This is a genomic window from Streptomyces sp. NBC_01520 (assembly GCF_045040375.1).
Lineage (GTDB): Bacteria > Actinomycetota > Actinomycetes > Streptomycetales > Streptomycetaceae > Streptomyces.
On sequence record NZ_CP109404.1, the window covers coordinates 7968351 to 7984185 of the forward strand.

Annotated in this window: 15 protein-coding genes and 1 pseudogene; 6 read left to right on the plus strand and 10 right to left on the minus strand. The window is 70.3% G+C overall.

The features are described 5' to 3' along the window. Positions 1–119 precede the first annotated feature (119 nt). On the plus strand, positions 120–569 hold the full coding sequence (locus tag OG524_RS35790) for a spore-associated protein (RefSeq protein ID WP_405385915.1): 450 nt from the start codon (positions 120–122) through the stop codon (positions 567–569). A gap of 787 nt (positions 570–1356) precedes the next feature. On the opposite strand, the gene OG524_RS35795 is transcribed toward OG524_RS35790, so the two are convergent. Together OG524_RS35795 and OG524_RS35800 are read right to left on the minus strand one after the other, a co-directional pair. Further along, the gene (locus OG524_RS35795) at positions 1357–2265 is read right to left on the minus strand and encodes an aminoglycoside phosphotransferase family protein (RefSeq protein ID WP_405808494.1); all 909 of its coding nucleotides are present in this window, start codon (positions 2263–2265) and stop codon (positions 1357–1359) included. 681 nt (positions 2266–2946) lie between these two features. After that, positions 2947–3082 (minus strand): annotated as a pseudogene (locus OG524_RS35800) (LLM class F420-dependent oxidoreductase); the annotation flags it as partial. 104 nt (positions 3083–3186) lie between these two features. Here OG524_RS35800 and OG524_RS35805 point away from each other — a divergent pair. Then, positions 3187–3465, plus strand: a complete 279-nt coding sequence (locus tag OG524_RS35805; RefSeq protein WP_405385912.1) for a hypothetical protein — start codon at positions 3187–3189, stop codon at positions 3463–3465. A gap of 297 nt (positions 3466–3762) precedes the next feature. On the opposite strand, the gene thpR is transcribed toward OG524_RS35805, so the two are convergent. Both thpR and OG524_RS35815 read right to left on the minus strand, forming a co-directional pair. Then, a complete protein-coding gene (thpR, locus tag OG524_RS35810) occupies positions 3763–4362 on the minus strand; it encodes an RNA 2',3'-cyclic phosphodiesterase (RefSeq protein ID WP_405385910.1) in 600 nt (199 codons plus the stop codon). Between the two features lie 364 nt (positions 4363–4726). Further along, complete coding sequence (locus OG524_RS35815) at positions 4727–4984, minus strand: hypothetical protein (RefSeq protein WP_405385909.1); 258 nt, start codon at positions 4982–4984, stop codon at positions 4727–4729. Between the two features lie 572 nt (positions 4985–5556). On the opposite strand from OG524_RS35815, the gene OG524_RS35820 reads away from it, so the two are divergent. Both OG524_RS35820 and OG524_RS35825 read left to right on the plus strand, forming a co-directional pair. Beyond that, positions 5557–6183 carry a class I SAM-dependent methyltransferase gene (locus tag OG524_RS35820; protein WP_405385908.1) on the plus strand — a complete coding sequence of 209 codons (627 nt, stop codon included), beginning with the start codon at positions 5557–5559 and terminating at the stop codon, positions 6181–6183. Between the two features lie 431 nt (positions 6184–6614). Beyond that, the gene (locus tag OG524_RS35825) at positions 6615–6995 is read left to right on the plus strand and encodes an FKBP-type peptidyl-prolyl cis-trans isomerase (protein ID WP_405385906.1); all 381 of its coding nucleotides are present in this window, start codon (positions 6615–6617) and stop codon (positions 6993–6995) included. Between the two features lie 789 nt (positions 6996–7784). Here the strand turns inward: OG524_RS35825 and OG524_RS35830 are convergent. From OG524_RS35830 to OG524_RS35850, 5 genes are all read right to left on the minus strand, one after another. Then, on the minus strand, positions 7785–8381 hold the full coding sequence (locus tag OG524_RS35830; protein WP_405808491.1) for a hypothetical protein: 597 nt from the start codon (positions 8379–8381) through the stop codon (positions 7785–7787). A gap of 58 nt (positions 8382–8439) precedes the next feature. Then, on the minus strand, positions 8440–8628 hold the full coding sequence (locus OG524_RS35835) for a LysR family transcriptional regulator (RefSeq protein WP_405385903.1): 189 nt from the start codon (positions 8626–8628) through the stop codon (positions 8440–8442). A gap of 541 nt (positions 8629–9169) precedes the next feature. Further along, positions 9170–10420 (minus strand): MFS transporter, encoded by a 1251-nt coding sequence (locus OG524_RS35840; protein WP_405385901.1) that lies wholly within the window; start codon positions 10418–10420, stop codon positions 9170–9172. 448 nt (positions 10421–10868) lie between these two features. Then, positions 10869–12128 carry an ATP-grasp domain-containing protein gene (locus tag OG524_RS35845; RefSeq protein ID WP_405385900.1) on the minus strand — a complete coding sequence of 420 codons (1260 nt, stop codon included), beginning with the start codon at positions 12126–12128 and terminating at the stop codon, positions 10869–10871. Positions 12129–12401: 273 nt separating this feature from the next. Next, positions 12402–13106 (minus strand): SDR family NAD(P)-dependent oxidoreductase, encoded by a 705-nt coding sequence (locus OG524_RS35850; RefSeq protein WP_405385898.1) that lies wholly within the window; start codon positions 13104–13106, stop codon positions 12402–12404. A gap of 79 nt (positions 13107–13185) precedes the next feature. Between OG524_RS35850 and OG524_RS35855 the strand changes: the two genes are divergently transcribed. Further along, complete coding sequence (locus OG524_RS35855) at positions 13186–13545, plus strand: winged helix-turn-helix transcriptional regulator (RefSeq protein WP_405385896.1); 360 nt, start codon at positions 13186–13188, stop codon at positions 13543–13545. Positions 13546–13586: 41 nt separating this feature from the next. Further along, positions 13587–14393 (plus strand): alpha/beta fold hydrolase, encoded by an 807-nt coding sequence (locus OG524_RS35860; RefSeq protein WP_405808487.1) that lies wholly within the window; start codon positions 13587–13589, stop codon positions 14391–14393. A 281-nt stretch (positions 14394–14674) separates the two neighbouring features. On the opposite strand, the gene OG524_RS35865 is transcribed toward OG524_RS35860, so the two are convergent. Beyond that, positions 14675–15106, minus strand: coding sequence for a LuxR C-terminal-related transcriptional regulator (locus OG524_RS35865; RefSeq protein WP_405808485.1), 432 nt, complete (start codon positions 15104–15106; stop codon positions 14675–14677). Positions 15107–15835: the final 729 nt, after the last annotated feature.

Below are 15835 nucleotides of genomic sequence, written 5' to 3' on the forward strand. Positions count from 1 at the left end.
GACCACCCCACCCCGCCCGCCCTGTTCCCGTCCCGGCCTGAACCCGGCACAACCTTCCGCACCGTTCGAGGGTCACATCAAGTAGGAGCAAACCGCTCCCAGGGACACAAGGGGGAAATATGAGGATCACACGTACTATCGCCAGTGCCGGTGCGGTCGCCGCGCTGGCCGTGGGTGCCACGGCCGCGCTCAGCACGACCGCCTCCGCCGCACCCAACGTCACCCCGCAGGGCGTCTGCGGCAGCGCCTACAAGACCGTGAACTCGGTGCCCGTCGGCTCGCTCGGCACCGTCTACCTGACGTACAACTCCTCCAACGGCAAGAACTGTGTCGCCACGATCCGCACCAACCCGGGCACGGCCAAGAGCATGTCCGTGTACATCTACGTCCCCGACACCGACGAATGGGCCGACGACTACGGGAACTACACCTCCTACGCCGGGCCGGCCTACGTCTACGGCAAGGGCCACTGCGTGAGCTGGGGCGGCAACATCGCCAACGTGTACGTGTCCGTGGAGAACTCCAACTGCGCCGCCCTGAAGGAACGCCGGGTCACCGAGATCCGCTGATCCGGCCCCTGCACCCGGCCGGTCACGTGTTCCCGCGCCGCCGCCCGTCCACATAGTCACGCCGCGGATCCTGCCGCCGGCGCCGGCGGGGCAGGCACGCTGAGCCGCAGGCGGCACGGAAACCCGCAGCGCGCCCGGCCCCCGCCCCCGGGACCACCACAACCCGGGGACGGGAGCCGGGCACATCACATCGAGTACGCGACGCGGCCCGCCCCTCCCCGGCAGCCGCCGCCGCGCCGCCACACCCGACCTCCCCGACCGCAACCGCGCAGGGCGCTGCTGACACCACGACAACTCACCCCGGACAGAACGCAGTTCAGCCCATCCTGCCTTCCGCCGCCCCGCCCCCTGTCACCCCGCACCCGGAGTTCGACGAGCGGCCGGTCGGCCCGTACGTCAAGCGGGCCGCCCCGCGGTGCCGCAGCGGCCGGGGCGCCACCCCGGGGCCGTGGACAGCCACGGCCCGCCCCTACCCGTGCGCCGGGCACAGGCACCCGGCGCACACAGCCCTGCGGGCCCCCATACCCGGTCTGCGCACGGCACGGGACCCCTCCGCTCAGCCGGCACTCCGCAACCTCGTCCCCGCCCGGCCCGACCCTTGCGGCCCCCGTCCTCGTTGATGTCCGGTGGCTCCCGGCACAGATCTCGGGGGCGGTCGCGGAGCCCTCTGCCTACCACTGCGAGGGCTTGCTGCCCTGTCTCATCGGAAGGGAGCTGTCACGCGGGTTCCGTCGCCCTTCGACGGACCTGCGCCGTATGACTCCTCCTCCCGGACCGGGGAGAACACTCAACGCGCAGCGGCATCGGTGAGGATCGCCCCAAGCCGTGCCCGGCACTCGGCGACGAAGGAGGGGAAGGTGTTCCAGTAGTAGGAGATTCCACTGACGCCCACCGCGATCGCCCAGGCGCGGGCACGGGCCCAGGTCGCATCGTCCAGGCCCAATGTGTCCCAGTAGGCCTGGCGTGCCTGTGGCGGCAGGTCCCAGACCGTGGAGTGCTCGGCGTCGGGAAAGCCGACCGAGAGTCCTCCGAAGTCGATGACTGCGTGGAGTTCTCCTTCCCGGACCAAGAGGTTGGTCGGCTTGAGGTCGCCGTGGAGCCACACGTGAGGTCCGCAGGGCTCGGGCAGTGCGAGCGCGGCTCGCCACAACTGTTCCAGAGCGTCGATGTCGAGTTCAGGACCCACAGTGGTTCGGCAGTCGTCGAAACACCCGCTGATCCACTGGTCGCACGGCCCCAGGCTGCCTCCGCGATACCAGCTGAGGCCGTCCGCGCGAGCCGCTCCCATGAGGCCGACGCCGTGGAGCTGCCGCACGACCGCCGCGAGATCGGCCCCGAAAGCGGCCCAGTCCCGGACGGTGTCCGGGCCGGCCTCGGCACCGTCGATCCAGCGGTAGACCGACCAGACCAGAGGGAAGACGCTGGTGGGCGTCCCGGCGTGGACGGGCTCGGGAATCGGACAGACAAGGAAGGGTGCCAGGCGGGGAAGCCATTCCTGCTCCTTGCGCAGGGACTGCCCCTTGCTGGCAGTCCGTGGAAGTCGCACGAGCAGGTCATCGCCCAGCCGGTACATGGTGTTGTCCGTGCCCGCGCCCGCGGGCGACAACGGCAGGGCAGCCCACTGCGGGCACTGCGCTGTCAGCAGCGACCGGACCAGTGTCTCGTCGACCGGGATCTCATCCTCGTGAAGTGTCACGTCGGGAATTCCACCGCACGAGCGAACGCGAAGCCAGTGACTTTCCGAACGAGGCAGGCACACCCTGCCAAGGACACGCCGACCCGGGGGACCGAGCAGACCACCGGGCGGAATCAGCGAGACCGCGCTTCAGGGACGAACAGCTTCAGCGACACCGCAGCAGGCAGCAGGCAGCAGGCGGCAGGTGGCGGGCAGCGGGCGGCGGGCAGCCAGGCGGCAGGCGGCGGGCAGCCAGGCGGTAGGCGGCGGGCAGCCAGGCGGTAGGCGGCGGGCAGCCAGGCGGCAGGCGGCGGGCAGCCAGGCAGCAGGCAGCGGGCGGCGGGACACGCGTGTGAGACCGCGCACGCCCGCCGCCACACACGTGAGAATGACACCCCGTCACGTTCCTGGCTCTTCCCGCCGTTCCTGGTCGTGATCGCCGGGTGTCGACGACTCCACCGAGAACTGCTCCCCGAGCAAGCCCCGTCACCTACGGCACGGGTCCGCACCCGCACTGCCACCTCGCGCACCACCCCGCCGGACGCACTGCCGCCTCGCGCACCACCCCGCCGGACGCACTGCCGCCTCGCGCACCACCCCGCCGCCGGACGCGCCGCCCCCGCCGCCGCTGACGGTGCGCCAGGTGACCGGCCAGGTGACCGGCCGGCTCACCCGCCGTCCCACCCGCACGCCGTCGTGCTGCAGATCGCCGGCGAACACCGCGGCCAGCTCGCGCCACTGGGCCCGTGGCAGTCCCGAGCCGCCCTCCTGCGCGGTGAGGACCTGCAGGGCGACGTGATCGGGTTCCGGCCCCGTGGTACTCCCGTGTCCGGGCCCTCCCACCCCGCTCCGGGCGGCACCGGCCCTCCCTCCCCGTCCCGAGCCGCCCCGGCATGCCCCGCCGCGCCCGTACTGTCGGTGGCAGCTGACAGGCTGGAACGTATGGACAGCGACGACGAACAGCTCCTGCGCGGCCGCGTGTACGGCCAGGACCCGGGCACCCCCGGCCAAGGACCGAGGCCGGGACAGACCTATGCCGAACTGGTCGGCGGACCGCTGGACGGCCTGCTGCTCGACATCACCGGCTGGCCGAAGGCGGAAATCGACTCCGGTGCCGCACTGATGACCGAGCTCGGGCAGTTCGGCACCGGAGGGCGCGCACTGTACGACCCGCGCCCCGGCGACCCGGGACGCTGGGACTGGTCCGGCGACACCCCCTGACCCTGCCCCTCCGCACCACCCCCGCAAAGCGGACCGCCACCACACCCCGGAGCCGGCGCCCCGCACCAGGACTCCTCCCGGCCCACCCCCCGGGGACGGGAGCACCCTGCACCGGCCTTCGACCGCTGCTTCTTGGTCCCCGGGGGCCCCGGGGGCGTGCGCGCTCCGGGCGGGGTGTGCCCTCCGGGACACAGTCCACCGGCCGGCCTGCCGCCTACGGGCCGGACCCCGCCCGGCGACCGGGGGACCGCCCGCCGCCGCCTCCGGCCTCCCGGCCCCGGCTCCCGCAGGACCGGTTCAGGACCCGGTGGGGTTCCTCCCGCCCAGAGCCCAGGCCCCGACGTCGCGGTAATGGATCGGCCCGCTGCTACGGCCGGCGTTGCTGCCGACCAGGTGCAGACGTTCGGCAGGCCAACGGCGGCCGGTGAACCCGGCGATCCTCCCGGCGATCTCCGCCGCCGAGGTCCGGTCACCCCGGCGGGCACGGGCCAGGGTCAGATGGGGGCGCAGGGGCCGTTCCTCGAACACGACACCGCAGTCCCTGACCGTGCTGCGTACCTCGGCGGCGAGCAGGTGCAGTTCGTCGAGGTCTCCGTCGATCCCCGTCCACAGCACCCGGTCGTCGAAGTCCCCGCCACCGCGCAGCGCCAGCCACAAAGGCCGGCGGCCGGCCGCGAGACCGGCGAGCGGCCCGCGCAGGAGCGGAACGGTCCCGGCCGGCAGCTCCCCGAGGAACGCCAGGGTGATGTGCCAGTCCTCGATACGGTTCCACCGCATGTGAGGGTGCGTGCCGTAGGCGGGGCGCAGCTCCCGGGCGAGTTCCTCCTTCGCGTGGTCGGGCGGGGCGAGGGCGATGAACACACGGACGGTCGCGGGCGGGGCGGGCTGTTCGTTCACACCGCACTTCGTACCGCATCCGGTGACAGGGGCGAAGGCCGGGCGGCCCGGAGGGGGAAACACCCGCGGCCACGACGCCGGCCCGTCCCCGTCCCGGCGGCCGGGCCGTACGGACGGTTCGCCGCCCCGGCCCTCTTGGGGCCCTGCACAGAGGTGTCTACAGCAGCCTTGCAGACACCGCCCGCTAAACAGGGGAACTCCCTGCGGGAACGGCTGATCGGCATCGCAGCGGACCTTGCCATGACCGAGGGGCCGCCTCGCCCGGACACTGCGAGACCGTACGGGCGTGCCGCCGCACGGGCTCCGCGCCCGCTGTGACTCCGGCCGCCTGCCGTGTTGTGGGGGACCGGTTCTGTCCGGCTGTTCAGCCGGGGACCAGGACGCTCAGCCATTCCGCTTCACGCGGCCGGTACCCGTAACGAATCCTCAGCCCCGACACCAGCGCCGGGACGTGGCCGGCTCCGTAGACGAGGGCCACCCGGATCGGCTCCGTGCCCCGCTCCGTGTGGATCTCGCCGAGCGCGTCGAGCAGTTGCTGGTCGCGCCGGCCGGTCATCGCGTGCCCCACAGGACCGTCGGCCGTCATCTGCGCCCGCAGCGCCGAGGGCAGATCCTCGACCACCAGATCTTCGTCGAGAAAGGCGCGCGGACCACGCAGCGCGAACCAGGCCCGCCACGGGAGCCGCGACCATGAACAGCAGGTACATCCACCGCGGCAGCGTCCTGAGGCCCGCGATCACCTCCGCAGCGGTCACATCCGGGTTGATGACCGGCACGGCCTCGGGAAGCAGCAGATCGTCGCGCTGTTCCCGCAGGCCGTTGCGCCGCAGGCGCGGGGCGAACCGGTAGGCAAGCGTGAGGGCACCCATCCTGACCGAACCCCCTCGGATTCCCTACCCCTGCGCAGGTTCCTGAACCCGGCGCCCGCGGGGGCGTCAGCCCTGGGCCGGTGCCGCTGCTCGCCGGCGAAGACCCCGGGCCGCCCCTGCATGACTCCCGCGCCTACGCTCCTCACCCGCCCGCCGCCTATCCTGGACACGGTGCCCCCCACCGGGGAAAACGTGCCCACCACACAGCACCGGGCCCCCAGACGGGCAAGACAACGAAAAGGGGTCTGCAGCCATGAGGCCGCTGCCGAACGAGGCAGACCTCTGCCCGAAGAACGCAGTGGTCTGACCGGAAGGCACCCCGAACATGACCGAGCAACACGACCGCTGGGCGGAACTCACCGGCGGACAAGCCGGAGAAGAATACGCTCAGCGTTTCGCGCAACTCGCCGAATCGGGCCACGACATCCACGGCGAGGCCACCTTCTGTACCGGATTGCTGAAACCCGCCGCCCGGGTACTCGACGCCGGCTGCGGCACCGGCCGGATCGCGATCCGGCTCGCCGAGCTGGGCCACCACTGCACCGGCGTGGACGTCGACTCCTCCATGCTCGCCGTCGCCCGCCGAGAAGCCCCCACGCAGGAGTGGCTCCTCGGTGACCTGGCCCACCTGGATGCCCTCAACCTGCATCCCGGCTTCGACCTGGCGCTCGCCGCCGGAAACGTCATCCCCCTGCTGGCCCCCGGCACCGAAGCGGCCGTCGTCCGGCAACTGGCCGCCGCACTGCGTCCCGGCGGTCTCCTCGTCACCGGCATGGGACTGGACGCGGCACATCTGCCGCTGCCGGAACCACCGGTGACCCTCACAGAGTTCGACCACTGGTGCACCCGGGCCGGACTGACCTTGCGGCAGCGCTACGCCACCTGGAACGGCGACCCCTATGACGAAGGCTGCGGCTACGCAGTCAGCGTGCATCACCGCCCCGCAACGTGAAATCCCGCCCTCTCCGCGCGGTTCCGCCCCGTCGTGGATGCCCCCTTGCGCCAGTCGGAATCCGGGCACGAGCCGGGGGTGAGAGGCCGTGCGGCCCGGGCGGCGTGTCCGGCCGCGGGCGCTTCTCGGACCGGGGCCACGAACGTTCTCAGCGCAGGCTGAAGGACCTTCCGCGCAGCGGGCCGCACGCCACCGGGCGACACCCAGGGGCCGTACCCGCGGACACGGGGAGCAGGGCCTGGCCCTCATCGAGTACGGGCGCGGCGTACCGATGACGTAGCACACCCCGTCACGCCGGGCACCGTGCTCCGTCGGGCCTGACGCACTCCAGGAGATCAGCGCCCACGGGGCATGATGATCTACCGCATGGAGTGACCATGCGCCTGGCCGGCCCGTATGAGGGCTTGTGGCGGCGAACGAATGAGGCTGCAATGAGTGAACTGACGAAGCCCGGGATCGACCTTCCCGAGGGGGACGCCCCCACCGAGCTGACAACCCGCGACCTCGTCGTCGGGGACGGGCCCGAGGCGAAGCCGGGCAGGGTTGTCCAGGTTCACTACGTCGGGGTCACCTTCGAGTCCGGAAGGGAATTCGACACCTCCTGGGACCGGGGCCAGACGTTCAAGTTCGCCGTGGGCGGCGGGAAGGTCATCAAGGGCTGGGACCGCGGGGTCAGAGGGATGAAGGTCGGCGGCCGGCGCGAGATCATCGTGCCCCCGCGCCTCGGCTACGGCAACCAGTCACCCTCGCCGTTGATCCCGGCGGGCTCGACCCTCGTCTTCGTGGTGGACCTGCTCTCCGTCACGGTCTGAGGCCTTCCGCAACCCGGCCTCTCCGCCCGGAACCACGGCCCAGGCAGCACCTCAGCGCCGACCGCGATGTGAACACGGGAAAGTCACTCCGAGTCCTCCCACGTCCACAAGGCGGCGGCACTTCCATCAGGCTCCCGCCCGAACCGGAACCGTCCCAGGCCTTCGTCCGTCCTCCCGAACCGACCGAAGTGCCCCGCCGAAGGAAGCCGCGCAACAGCGGCCGAACCGGTCGAGGTAGGGAACTGAGCCTGGTTCAGCCAGATCACCGTGTACGGGGCGGCATCGGCCAGTGCGGCCAGGGCCGCGTCCGGGTGGGTCGGAGCGAGAGAACGGCACGCCCAGCTCGTGCAACTGACCGGCACCCGACGAGGCTGCGAAGCACTCGAACGCGCAGGCCCCACAGGTACGGCCCGAACCCTGGTCACCTGGCTGCCGGAACCCGAGTACGCCGTGCGCCGCAACTACCAGGATCAGGCCGGATCCGCCTGCGAAGAGGCGGCCACGAACCCGTGCAACCAGAGTTCCAGGCCCACCAATTCCGAATCACCGGCACGGTCCAGATCACATGCGACGTTACGGGACCGCGGGAGCCGAGGCGAAACGCCGTTGCGTATCGATGGACGCAAATGCTCCTGGGCGCGCATCGAACAGGCACGGCTCACCGGCCAACTGACCGATGAAGTGTTCGAGGAGTACGTCATCGACGACATCGTGGTGGAGGACATCGGCGACGGGACCGACGGCCACCCGGCTGTCCACCGCGTCCGGGCCCGTGACTCCGCTGCCGCCCTACTGGACAGACACGGCGGGCTCATCGCAGGAAGGGGCGGTGACGGGGCTGTAGTAGACGGAGCGGCCCTGCTTGGAACGCTCCAGCAGACCACGTGCAACCCCTTGCTCCAGGGCATTGCGCACCACAGTCGCCTGGACCTTGCGCTGCGGATGGGCCCCGGCCAGTGCGGCGGAGACCTCCGCGGCCGACTTCGGCTCGCTCTGCCCGGCCAGATATCTACCGGCCAGCACAGCCCAGGTCTCTTCGCCCGCAGCACCCCTGACCGGGGCCGCCTTCCCCGCCAGGGCCTCAGGAGACTTGGCCCTACGCGGTGCCTTCTCCTGCCCTGTCACGCCCTTCCCGCGGCGGGCCGCAGGAACCGAAGCCTTCTTCCCGTCCTTGCCCCGCCCCGCGTCCGACTCGCCCGCGCCGACGAGCACATCCTGCATCTTCGCCAGGACCTGCTCGCTCTCCTCGAGCTGGAGAAGCTCACCCTGCAACCGGGTCAGATCGGCACGCACCCGCTCCTGCTCCTGCTTGTTGACCGCGAGGTCTTCCGCGACCCTCTGCGTGTATCCAGCGGTGACTTTGAAGGCTGAAGCAACTTCGGACATGAGGCCCTCGTCTTCCGGTGCGCAAGTGAAGTGAGAACCCGATGTTACTCACGCACGGCTACGGGCAAATTCCCCGTGCGGACTTCCCTGCTCCCGGACACACCTTGAGGGCCTTCCGATCCCGCTCGGCACGTGCCACCTGCCGGGTCACCGCGGCAGGGCTCAGCCCGAATGCGTGTGCGGCGCCGGTGAGCGAGCCGTGCCGTTCGACCACAGCGAACAGCCGCAACTGTCCAGGGCCTGGCATTCACTCATCTCAATTCCAGCCCCCTCTTCCTTCACTTCTCCAAATGCCCGTCGTGCGCCCGCCCGGCGCCCGGTGCGGGTGTTGCTGCCGTAGGGGTGTGAGCCGCCGGTGCGGCCCTCCCGCCGCACAGACTGCCGGATTCCGACAGGGCCAGGGCGTGCGGCGACCCTCCCGTGGGGAGGCCGGGAGGGGCGGCAGGCCCCGCCTGTGCCGTAGCAGGAAGGCGGGGCCGTTGCGGGATCCCGGTCTCGGGGGCGGTCCGGGTGCACGCGCGATCAGCATGGCACCGGAACCGGCCAATCAACAGGGGTGTGACCGGAAACAGTTGCTCCGTCGGTGGATGCCGCGCCACTACCGTGACGTGATCCCATGGGGAACCGACGCAGCGGGGCGGGAACGAGTACCAGGGCATGGCCGTTCCAGGAGCACGGAAGCCGGGGCGGTACAGCTGCCGGACACCCCGCGCCGCCCAGACCACCGCGTTGGGCAGTCCGGAGTCCCCACGCATGGCGGCTGCCGATCGGATACCGCCGAAAGACGGTCAGCCGGCGAGGTCCCTGCTGCCGCGCACCTTGCTGAAGAAGAGAGCCAGTGGTGCCAGGAAGGCGAGGACACAGCCGGCGAACAGGGCGCTCCGCGCCCCGAAGGTGTCGGCGGCGGCACCGCCCAGCAGCGCGCCTACCGGAATTGCCCCCCAGGTGAAGAAGCGGACCGAGGCTACGACGCGGGGCAGCAGAGTCGGCGGGGTGACGGTCTGGCGGTGGGTGCGGGTGAGGATGCTGAGGATGGTGATACCGGCCGCGAAACCGGCCTGGCCCAGGCTGAAGCAGAGAGCTGTCCCACTCGAGTTGGCCAGAGGCATGCACAGCGCGACAGCAGCTCCTGCGGTGGTTGCCGCCACCACGGTGCGTGCTGTACCGATCCTGGCTGCGAGGCGAGTGGTGATCGCGGCACCCGCCAGGGCTCCCACGCCGTCGCTGGCCAGTACGAGCCCTACTGTTCCCGCCGACAGACCGGCCGTGCGGACGAGGAAGACGGGCGCAAGGGCCAGTACCACGCCGGAGGAGAAGTTGAACGCAGTGGAAGCCATCACACATGGACGTATCACCGGGTGCTGCAGCACGAACTTCAGGCCCTCCTTGATCTGCTTCGTGAAGGGCTCGTGACTGCGCGCGGGAGGGCGGGATCCTCCGCCGGGTATTCGCCAGAACAGGGCTGCGGACAGTAGATAGCTGACCGCGTCGGCGAGGAGACTGGTGGCCGCACCCAGTGTCTGTACCAGAAGACCGCCGAGTGAGGGGCCGGCCAGCTGGGTTGTCGCCAGGGTTCCGGAAACGAGACTGTTGCGGGCCGTCAGCTCCTCCTTGCTGACAATGGAAGGGAGGTAGGCCGTGTTGGCGACATCGAAGATGATATTGGCCAGACTGATGAAGAGCCCGACCAGGACGAGCTGCGCGAGCGTCAGCACGTCCAGCCATGCCGCGACAGGGACTGAAGCGATCAAAGCAGCTCGGGCCAGGTCCATGGCTACCTGCAGCCACCGCATCGGGAAACGTTGCACGATCACGCCGGCCGGCAGCCCGATGAGGACCGCACCCGCATAGCTGGCAGCAGTGATGAGACCGACATCGAAGGCTGATGCGTCCAGCGCGACGAGGGCGGTCAGCGGCAGGGCGACGGCGGTAATGCCGGATCCTAAGCTGCTGGTGCCCGAGGCAGCCCAGAAATACCAGAATCCTGAGCGTGACGAGGAGCCGCTGTGCAGCGTGGCGCTCTGGGGGCCAGCCGTCATGACAGGATTCCAATCTGTTTTCTGGACCTAAAACGATTCGGCGTGACCAGCGTCCCTGCCGGGCGACCGTGCGAACTGCCGGACGAGTAACTTCCCGCTCCCGGAGAGTCCGTGGAAACTTTGGTGGGTAACTCTTCTGCGAATGGCGGTCCTTGCCGGGACCGGCACGCCCAGATGCTGCGCGGCGCTGTCCCGGCAGCAGGGTCCGTCTCGGCCTTCAGCGGTATCCCGGGACAAGTGGCCAGTCATGATCCCCGGGTCCCGCCCACCTGCATGTCCGGGCGGACCCGGCGCGGACGCCGCGAGAGGCGCATGAACGGGCCACAACGGGAGCCGATCAAGGGGCAGCTCCAGATCGACACACCCCCGCGAGCTCGCACATGCCGCCTTCAGCCGCCTTCAGCCGCCTTCGGGCGGCGGCACGGCGTCCGAAACCCACACGCGGTTATCAGACCGCCCCACTGCCCTGCGGACGCGCCCTGATCTGGAACTCCAGATGGGAGACGGCCTCCCGCGCGGCCGTCAGTGCGGCATCGGCGGTGTCTCCCAGCGCCCGGGCGGACGCCAGTCGCGAGTCGGAGTCGGCGAGTGCGCCGATCCCTGTGCCCGGCTCGGCGAGCACCTTCACCTCGGTCACGTCCGGTACGGCCACCGCCTTGTCCGTTCCGATGACCGCTTCGAGGACGCCGGCCGTGTCGACCGAGGCGAACCAGATCGACGAGGCACGCTTCGGCCGGTCCGCGGCGTCGAGGGCTGCCCGGATATCCGGCAGGACCTGCTCGCCCAGTGCCTGGCGGGCCGCGTAGTCGTTGATGTCGACACCGGTGGCGTCCATGGTCAGGTCGGGGATGCTGTCGCCGCCCACGCGGACGTGTGTCTCGATCAGCCGCGGGCCCCGGCTGGTGAGGACGACCTCGGTGTGCGTGGGCCCGTCGCACACACCGATGGACTCGAGTATCCGCGTCACGTACGACCTGATGTCCCGGCTCTGTTCGCCGGAGAGGTCGGCGGGTGATACGTGGCCGAGCTCGACGAACCTCACCGGGTCGGAGTACTTGCGGGTGATACCCACCACCTCGTGCTCACCGGACTCGGAGAACGCCTCGACGCTGAACTGCGGACCGTCGAAGAACTCCTCGACCAGCACGCCCGTGCCGGCCGGGCCCGGATCGCCTTCGCCGGCCCACTCCAAGGCGCGCTCCAGTTCGCTCTCGGAGGTGACCTTGCTGACTCCCGCGCTGCCCGCACTGGTCACCGGCTTCACGATGCACGGCAGACCGTGGCGGCGTACGAAGGTGCGCAGCTCGTCGAGGTCCTTCACCCGCGCCGAGGCTGTGCCGTCGATCCCCTTCTCACGCAGCCAGGCGCGCATCGCGGCCTTGTCGTGGGCCAGGTTCACGGTGTGCGGGCTGTGTGCGGGCAGTCCCAGGGTTTCCGCGATCGCCGCGTAGGGGAACTGGTCCGACTCGCCGAACGAGGCGATGCGGGTGAACGGATCGACCTTGTGCACGGCCATGGCCAGGTCGATCCATTCCTGCTCGGGAGCCTCCTTGCGCAGGCAGATGACCCGAGCGTTCCCACCGGGCTCGCGGATCCGGCCGATGTAGGTGATGTCGCAGATGACCGTGGTCCGCGTCCCGGGCCTGGCGCGGCGCAGGCGGGGGGGAAAATCGCGACCTGGGCCGACGACGAGAATGTGCTCGGACATGGTCTGTCTCCCTGGGTGACTGGTGTGAAGTGGTGGCCAGGCCTGTGCGAGAGCCGCGTGCCGGCCAGGAACGAAACCAGGGCGCCGGGTGTTCCGGGGCCGAGAAAAAAGGGGGGCCGGCCATGGCCGGGCCCGGGCCCGGCCATGTGCTGTCCGGCGTGAAGAACCGGAAAAGCGTTCTGCGGGACTGCCGCCTGCCGGCACAGGGGCGACTTCCGGATGCTGCCGGGCTTCTTCAGCCTCGCGAGCCCGAAAGCGCCCGGCAGCGGGGCATCAGCCGGATGTGTGGCGGGCGCCGCCCTCGATGTGGATCGTCTCGCCGGAGATGAAACCCGCACGAAGAAGCCACATCACCGCCTCGACGACATCGTCACTCTCGCCGTGGCGTCCGACGAACGTCCTGGCCGCGCTCTTGCTCAACAGGGCGGCCTTCTTGTCACCGAGGCGGTCCCATGCGCCCGAGTCCACGACACCGGGCGAGACGGCATTGACCCGTACCGGCGCCAGATCCGCCGCCAGGTGGCGCGCGGCGTACTCGACCGCACCGTTGGTGACCCCCTTGACGAGTGATCCCGGCCCGGGCCGCCAGCCGACGACACCGGAGAACAGCACCATCGACCCGGTCGGCCGCAGCACCGGCGCGAAGTGCTTGGCCACCAGCATCGGGCCGACCACCTTCGCCGTGAACGCAGCCAGCAGCTTGTCCCGGTCCAGCTCGGTCGCGCGAACATCGTGCGGCGCCGAAGCGGTCGTCACGATGTGGTCGATCCCGTCCTTCAGCCGTTCCGCCGCAGCCGCGAGCGTCGACTCGTCCTGCAGGTCGACCCGCACCGCTGTGGCGCCGATCTCGCTCGCCAGCACCTCGGCCGCAGCCAGATCGCGGGCACCGACGACAACGTCGTACCCGTCCTTCACCGCACGCCTCGCGACGGCCGCGCCGAGCGCCCGTGCACCGCCGATCACCAGGATCCGTTCCATGCGTCCCACTCCCTCTCGTACGATCGGGTACAACGGTATGGATTTGATACCGGTATCTTCAACGAAACTGGGAGCAGCGATGGGTACGGCGTACAACGTGATGGCAGCGACCTGCCCGAGCCGCACGGTGCTGCACCGCATCGGCGCCCGCTGGACCGTGTTCGTCGTCAACGCCCTCGACGGCGGACCCCGCCGCTTCAGCGAACTGAAGGGGCATATCCGGGGCATCACCTCGAAGGCCCTGACCGAGACCCTGCGCTCGCTGGAAGCCGACGGTCTGATCAGCCGCCACGAGTACGAGGAGAACCCGCCCCGCGTCGAGTACGCCCTGACACCACTGGGCCGCTCCCTGCTCATCCCGCTCCGCGCCGTACGGGTCTGGGCCGAAAAGCATGTCCCGGACATCGAGATGGCCCGAACCCGCCAGCCGAACCTCTGACCCACGCGCCGCCGCCCCGCGTGCCCGCCCGAAGGACATCGATGACAAAACACGACCGGACGGCCCCGGTCTTCGCCCGCGCCCAGGACGGCACCGCATTGGCGTACCAGCACCACGGGGAGGGGCCGCCGCTGGTGCTGCTCGCCGGGCAGGCGAACGACCATCACTGGTGGGACGGCGTGCGTGAGGACTTCCACACCGTGCGCTCCACCGTCACCCTGGACCTGCGCGGCACGGGCGACAGCGACAAGCCCGAAGGGCCGTACTCCATCGGCCAGTTCGCGGACGACGTCGTCGCGGTCCTGGACGCGCTCGGTATCACGCGCGCCGACGTGTACGGCACCTCGATGGGCGGCCGGGTCGCGCAGTCGCTCGCGATCCGCCACCCCGAGCGCATCCGCCGGCTGGTCCTGGGCTGCACCTCCCCGGGCGGTCCGCACGCCGTGGAACGCGACGCATCAATACGGCGGTCCCTCGCACAGCCGGACACGGAGGCTGTACGCCGGGTGCTGGCCGACCTGATGTACTCGCCCCTCTGGCGGGCCACGCACCCCGGCCCCTACCGCACCCTCGGCGACCCGCGGATGCCCGCCCACGCGCGCCGCGGCCACCTCGTCGCCAGCAACGCGCACGACACCTGGAACGAACTGCCGCGCATCGCGGCACCCACCCTGATCCTCCACGGCGACCAGGACCGGCTGACCCCGCCGGACAACCTCCCGCTGCTCGCCTCCCGTATCCCCGGTGCCCGCACCCACCTCTTCCCGGGCGCCCGGCACGCCTACTTCGAGGAGTGCCGGGACGAGGCGGGGGACATGGTGCGGAGGTTCCTCGTCGAGGAGGCGTGAGGGTGAGCGGCAGTACCCTCCCCCCGACCGGCGCGTACGCCGGGGCTCGGGCCGTGGTCCGGTGCGGGCCGCGCAGAAGACCCGGCCGACGGTGACGGGGGAGAACGGGGGTCTCGGCGGGGAGGGCCAGGGGGCGGGCCGGATCCGGCGCTGTCCGCACTCGGCGATGTGGCTGCGGAGGTTCCCCACGGACAGGGAACACGGAGACCACCCTCTCCTCGCGGCGTGGAGTCACGTGCCGTACGCATCGCGATCGAGGCCCCGGAGAAGGGGTCGGCCACTCAGGAAGCGAGGCCGACGTGCCGGGCGTAGAGGGCGGCCTGAGTGCGGTGGGTGGCGCCGATCTTGAAGTAGATACTGCTGAGATGGTTCTTCACGGTCTTCTCGGATATGTCGAGCCGCCGGGAGATGAGCCGGTTGCTCAGCCCCTGGGCCAGCAGGCCGAGTACGCCCCGCTCGCGTGCGGTGAGGGCGGAGCCGGCCGACGGAGCCGCTCCCCCGGAATCGTTCAGGCCGACGTGCCGGGCGTAGAGGGCGGCCTGAGTGCGGTGGGTGGCGCCGATCTTGAAGTAGATACTGCTGAGATGGTTCTTCACGGTCTTCTCGGATATGTCGAGCCGCCGGGAGATGAGCCGGTTGCTCAGCCCCTGGGCCAACAGGCCGAGTACATCCAACTCCCGGTAGGTGAGTCTTACGGCCGGTGCTTCTTCCACGTTTTGCCTCCACCTTGCTTCTCTCGAAGGGCATGAGAAAAAACGTCCAAAGGACTTCATTCACGCGGAACCCGAAGTTTCAGGAGTCCGGGCGCGGCGGCTCCGGGCGCCGGCAGGGCGGTAGCCTCGCTTCCGGCCTCCTGCGGTCAAGCTATGCCTTACGTCGGCCCGTTGCTCGCACAGTCGTGCAGGTCATCAGCCAGGCTTGAGCGGATTCAGGCCGCGCCTCGAGCGAGCCTCAAGCGGGGGGTGCGGCCGCCGGTCAGATGCGTGCCGCTTTGCCATCACGTCATTGATTCTTCGCGGCGTTGCCACTACCGGCCTGCGAACGATGTGGTGTGCGCACACAGGGAAGGTCGGATTGACGTCATGCCTGTAGGTGCTTTCCGGTGATCTGCTGGGATCGGCTCGGTAGAAAGAGCCGGCCGGCCGGTGTCTGTCCGGGCGAGGGGAGAGCGGTGTGCCGGCGGCCTCGCCCGGAGCTGTTCAACAGCCCGGAGAGGTGCCCTCGATGAGCGCGACGCATACCTGTCGTTCCTTCTGGTGCCCCCTGTACGCGAACGCAGGTGCCGCCCGCGACGGCGGCGGAAGGAACGGTGCGCACATCGATCCGGCACGGCGGACCGAACTTCCCGTAGCTGCTGCCGCACAAGCCCGAAGCGCGCCGGGCGGGCCGGCGCGGGAACAGCGACGGATGACAGGGTCCGGCCGAGCTGCCGACGCCGACGA

Coding starts and splice junctions, on each gene's coding strand:
- OG524_RS35790 (WP_405385915.1), top strand. CDS start 120: ATGAGGATCACACGTACTATCGCCAGTGCCGGTGCGGTCGCCGCGCTG.
- OG524_RS35845 (WP_405385900.1), bottom strand. CDS start 12,128: ATGTCCGAGCACATTCTCGTCGTCGGCCCAGGTCGCGATTTTCCCCCC.
- OG524_RS35825 (WP_405385906.1), top strand. CDS start 6,615: ATGAGTGAACTGACGAAGCCCGGGATCGACCTTCCCGAGGGGGACGCC.
- OG524_RS35850 (WP_405385898.1), bottom strand. CDS start 13,106: ATGGAACGGATCCTGGTGATCGGCGGTGCACGGGCGCTCGGCGCGGCC.
- OG524_RS35830 (WP_405808491.1), bottom strand. CDS start 8,381: ATGTCCGAAGTTGCTTCAGCCTTCAAAGTCACCGCTGGATACACGCAG.
- OG524_RS35855 (WP_405385896.1), top strand. CDS start 13,186: ATGGGTACGGCGTACAACGTGATGGCAGCGACCTGCCCGAGCCGCACG.
- OG524_RS35820 (WP_405385908.1), top strand. CDS start 5,557: ATGACCGAGCAACACGACCGCTGGGCGGAACTCACCGGCGGACAAGCC.
- OG524_RS35835 (WP_405385903.1), bottom strand. CDS start 8,628: ATGCCAGGCCCTGGACAGTTGCGGCTGTTCGCTGTGGTCGAACGGCAC.
- OG524_RS35860 (WP_405808487.1), top strand. CDS start 13,587: ATGACAAAACACGACCGGACGGCCCCGGTCTTCGCCCGCGCCCAGGAC.
- OG524_RS35840 (WP_405385901.1), bottom strand. CDS start 10,420: ATGACGGCTGGCCCCCAGAGCGCCACGCTGCACAGCGGCTCCTCGTCA.
- OG524_RS35805 (WP_405385912.1), top strand. CDS start 3,187: ATGGACAGCGACGACGAACAGCTCCTGCGCGGCCGCGTGTACGGCCAG.